Below are 3,642 nucleotides of genomic sequence, written 5' to 3'. Positions count from 1 at the left end.
CGAACCGCTTGTCGAACTCAGTGGCCTTCATAGCGCTCCACCTCCTGTGGCCTGGCGCGGCGGACCGAAATCAGCCGCACGATGCGCCCCCGTGGCGTCCAGACGGCCGTCCAGTGCCTTCCCTCGATCTTCCCGACCGCCACGAACCGCGGCTCGTCCTCGGTCCTCGCAGGGGCTTCCAGAAGGCGCGGGTCGGCCCACAGGGCCTGCGCCTCCTCGAAATCGAGGCCGTGCTTGGCCTTGTTGGCCGCGCTCTTGTCGGGATCGTACTCGAATTCCATGAGGCCATATAGTGCGGAAATTATACCTTTTCCATACCTGAACAGCGTTCGAACGATGTTCGGCCTCGGCCAGTACCGCTAAACGTTTACGCAACATCTCGCTGCAATACTGCGCTACGGCCTCTAAAATGGGCCGAAACGCAGGTGAAACGCATGCTCTCGATGCTCAAAGCCGCCGAGAAGGCCGGCGTCTCCAAGGCCACGATCTTCAGGGCCATCAAGAGCGGCCGCCTCAGCGCCGATCGGCGTGAGGACGGCACATACGCCATCGATCCGGCCGAGCTCGCCCGGGTCTACCCGCCCCAGCCCGAACCGGATCGAGCCGTTCCCCAGGAACAGCGCGACACGGGCCCAGGAGCCCTGATACGCGCCCTGGAACGGCAGATCGACGACCTCCGGTCCGACCGAGACGCTTGGCGGGCCCAGGCGGAGCGCCTGGCGATCGCCGGGCCGCAGGCGGCCACGGCACCGAGGCCGGGCCTACTGGCCCGCCTCTTCGGAGGATAAAGGGCGCGAGGGGAGGGGGTTATCCAGCGGGGAACGCAACACCCAGTTCGGCTAGGATCGGCTGAACGAGCATGCGAGATTCGTCGTCGAGATCCGCTTCCGTAAGCAGCGACTTCACCGTCACCCTGAGATCCCTGTCGGACTTCGCCACCGACAGCACCAGGTCCGCCAGCAGCAGGCGCCGCTGAACCTCCTGGCTCCGGAACGTGGCCGCGTCCCTCGCATCCGCCCTGGTCCTCATCTTCGCCTCCTCGCGCTCGGCCCTGGCCCGGAGCTGGGCCGCCCGCTTCTTCGCATTCTGGACCTTTGCCTCGGCCTCATCGGCCTTCGTTTTGAGACGGGCCAGCTTCTGCTCGGCCGTCAATCTTTCAACGCTCTCCGACACAGGGCTTCCCTTCGAAGTGATTCACGCTATTTTCTAACACAGTGATTCCGTGACCCTGCGGGCGCACTTTAGCAAACCTACGGTTTGCGTGCGCCCGCAGGGGCATCCGCTCCGCGGAAAGGCCGATGAGCTCGTACCATTTCGAAATGAAATCGTTCTCACGTTCTCGCGGCGAATCCGCCGTCGAGAAAGCGGCCTATCGCACCGGTCTCTCGCTCGTCGACGACCGCCTCGGAGAGCGGTTCGACCACAGCCGGCGGACCCGGTCCGGCGACATCGTCGCGACCGGGATCATCGTCGCCGGCCGGCTGCCGAAGCCGGAAGACGGCATCGACACCGAGGAGCTCTGGAACGCGGCCGAGGCGGCCGAGGTGCGGAAGAACTCGATGGTCGCCCGGGAGGTCGTCATCGCGCTCCCGCACGAGCTCTCGGAGCGCGGCCGCGAGATGCTGACCCGCAACTTCGCATCGGACCTCTCGAAGCGCTACGGCGTCGCGGTCCAGTTCGCGATCCACCGGCCCTCGAAGGTCGGCGACAACCGCAACCACCACGCCCACGTGATGTTCACGACCCGGCGCGTCGAGCTCGCCAACGGCGAGCTGCGCTTCGGCGCGAAGACCCGCCAGCTCGACGTCAAGGAGACGTCTCGCATCGAGGTCGCCGCCCTGCGCGAGGGCTGGGCGGAGATGCAGAACGCCGCCCTGGTTCGAGCCGGCTCCAAGGAGACCGTCTCGGCCAAGTCGCACAGGGCCCGCGGGATCGCCCGCATGCCCACCAAGCACCTCGGCCCTGCCCGGGCCGCCATGGAACGCAAGCGCCTCCAGGCGACCGCCAGGCAGCCCCTGGAGGCCCGCCGGCTGGCCGAGGCCCCCGAGATCGGCCGGACGGCCTCAACGGGCCTCCCCGAGGCTCCTGCGACGCCCAAGAAGCCGATCGGCGAGATCGGCGCGGGCCCACAGGCCCTCTTCGATCACATCCGCCACCAGGAAGCGGCTGACGCCGTCTCCTGGCTCGCCCTCGAGAACGAGGACCGCGCCGCGGCCTGGCGCAAGCGCTACGGCCGAACGGCGTTCGAGAGCGATCGCCTCAAGGCCTGGTGGCGGACCCTGGCCCTCGAGGCTCGCAAGAAGCTCACCGCGTGGGTCCAGGACAGACGCCGGAATCCCGCGAGAGAGGGGCCAGCCCCAGCCGCCGGCCAGGGTCGTCGTGTAGGGTCCGGCACGGGCGTCGCCGACTGACGCCGCGCCCCTACCCACGGAGGGGCGGCCGGCGTCGCAGCTGGCCAGGGTTGCGGCGTCGCCGGCCGCAGCGCCGAACAATGCTCGACCTCTATGTCCGCTCCCTGAGCCGAACCCTTCCCCGCCTCCCTCGCGCTCCTTCGTCGCGACGGGTCACCGGCCACGGCGGATGACCGGGCTTCGCGAAGGGTCGGCGCAAAAGCGCCGCCCAGGGTCATACCCGCAGGGTTCGGGACTCATAGAAAAGAAGAGGGAAAAAACGCGCCCTGCAATTTCAATGGCTTACGAGGGGGGGGTAGCTCACCCTAGATGAGCTACCGGTAGCTCACCCTAGATGAGCTACCCTATGGGCTGATTTGGTTCATTGATGACCCGAATCAGTGTATGAATGAGCTACGGGTAGCTCACCTGATTCGGGGGTTCAGACATGCAGGAAATCTCGGTCGCGACCGCCGCAGAGCGGCACGCCAGGCTCTCCGATTTCGCCGGCGAGGACGCGGACCAGAAGGCCCGCGACGCCGCTGCCAAGCGCACCAACGTCGACTTCACCCAGGTGACGCCGAAGGGCTGGGCGAGGGTCGGGGACCTCATCGATAAAAACCCAGCTGCAGCCAAGACATTCGTCTTCCTCGCCCGTCATGTGAATGGACAGGAGAACGCCGTCGTCTGCAGCCAGCAGTTGATCGCCGACGAGACGAAGACCTCCCTGTCCACCGTGAAGCGTCATCTCGACTTCCTCGAGAACGTCGGCGCGATCGTGCGGCTGAAAATCCAGGGTGGCGCCTGCGCTTACTGCCTCGATCCGCAGGAAATCTGGCGCTATTGGGCGAACGCGAAGAAGTACGCTGCCTTCAACACGAGGACCCTCGTGTCGAAGCGCGAGAACAAGCTCGCTGACCGCCAGATGCGCATGCTTTTCGGCCATGAAACGGCCGAGGAGACCGATCAGGCCTAGGCCAGCTTCTCGGCGATCCAGAGCTTGATCAGGGCCTGCCGCGTCACCCCGAGGCGCTGGGCCTGCTGATCCAGCCCGGACACGACCCAGGCGGGGAAGTCGACGTTCACCCGCTTCATCTCGACGTTCGGCCGGCGGGCCTTGGACCAGTCCACCTGGTCGGCCAGGTCCTCGCCGTCGTCGAACCGCTTGTCGAACTCAGTGGCCTTCATAGCGCTCCACCTCCTGTGGCCTGGCGCGGCGGACCGAAATCAGCCGCACGATGCGCCCCCGTGG

The 3,642-nt window shown here is 66.6% G+C and carries 6 protein-coding genes; 3 read left to right on the top strand and 3 right to left on the bottom strand.

Features of this window, described 5'->3' with window-relative positions; genetic code table 11:
- Nucleotides 1-17: 17 nt before the first annotated feature.
- Nucleotides 18-281: a BrnT family toxin gene (locus BMZ69_RS30840; protein WP_092163835.1), complete on the bottom strand. Its 264-nt coding sequence runs from the start codon at nt 279-281 to the stop codon at nt 18-20.
- A 153-nt stretch (nt 282-434) separates the two neighbouring features.
- Here BMZ69_RS30840 and BMZ69_RS30835 point away from each other — a divergent pair, with 153 nt between their 5' ends.
- Nucleotides 435-788 carry a MerR family transcriptional regulator gene (locus tag BMZ69_RS30835; protein WP_092163834.1) on the top strand — a complete coding sequence of 118 codons (354 nt, stop codon included), beginning with the start codon at nt 435-437 and terminating at the stop codon, nt 786-788.
- Nucleotides 789-807: 19 nt separating this feature from the next.
- On the opposite strand, the gene BMZ69_RS30830 is transcribed toward BMZ69_RS30835, so the two are convergent.
- Nucleotides 808-1,152: a hypothetical protein gene (locus BMZ69_RS30830; protein WP_139219323.1), complete on the bottom strand. Its 345-nt coding sequence runs from the start codon at nt 1,150-1,152 to the stop codon at nt 808-810.
- A gap of 146 nt (nt 1,153-1,298) precedes the next feature.
- Between BMZ69_RS30830 and BMZ69_RS30825 the strand changes: the two genes are divergently transcribed.
- Nucleotides 1,299-2,411: a MobA/MobL family protein gene (locus BMZ69_RS30825; protein WP_092163832.1), complete on the top strand. Its 1,113-nt coding sequence runs from the start codon at nt 1,299-1,301 to the stop codon at nt 2,409-2,411.
- A gap of 427 nt (nt 2,412-2,838) precedes the next feature.
- Nucleotides 2,839-3,366 carry a replication/maintenance protein RepL gene (locus BMZ69_RS30820; protein WP_092163831.1) on the top strand — a complete coding sequence of 176 codons (528 nt, stop codon included), beginning with the start codon at nt 2,839-2,841 and terminating at the stop codon, nt 3,364-3,366.
- On the opposite strand, the gene BMZ69_RS30815 is transcribed toward BMZ69_RS30820, so the two are convergent.
- Nucleotides 3,363-3,578 (bottom strand): type II toxin-antitoxin system BrnA family antitoxin, encoded by a 216-nt coding sequence (locus BMZ69_RS30815; protein ID WP_092163830.1) that lies wholly within the window; start codon nt 3,576-3,578, stop codon nt 3,363-3,365. The genes BMZ69_RS30820 and BMZ69_RS30815 overlap by 4 nt on opposite strands.
- Nucleotides 3,579-3,642 lie beyond the last annotated feature (64 nt).

This window comes from Allobosea sp. CRIB-10 (assembly GCF_900112185.1).
Lineage (GTDB): Bacteria > Pseudomonadota > Alphaproteobacteria > Rhizobiales > Beijerinckiaceae > Allobosea.
Note: the sequence above shows the minus strand (reverse complement) of the source record. Positions and strands in the feature narration are given on the sequence as shown.

Coding starts and splice junctions, on each gene's coding strand:
- BMZ69_RS30840 (WP_092163835.1), bottom strand. CDS start 281: ATGGAATTCGAGTACGATCCCGACAAGAGCGCGGCCAACAAGGCCAAG.
- BMZ69_RS30835 (WP_092163834.1), top strand. CDS start 435: ATGCTCTCGATGCTCAAAGCCGCCGAGAAGGCCGGCGTCTCCAAGGCC.
- BMZ69_RS30825 (WP_092163832.1), top strand. CDS start 1,299: ATGAGCTCGTACCATTTCGAAATGAAATCGTTCTCACGTTCTCGCGGC.
- BMZ69_RS30820 (WP_092163831.1), top strand. CDS start 2,839: ATGCAGGAAATCTCGGTCGCGACCGCCGCAGAGCGGCACGCCAGGCTC.
- BMZ69_RS30815 (WP_092163830.1), bottom strand. CDS start 3,578: ATGAAGGCCACTGAGTTCGACAAGCGGTTCGACGACGGCGAGGACCTG.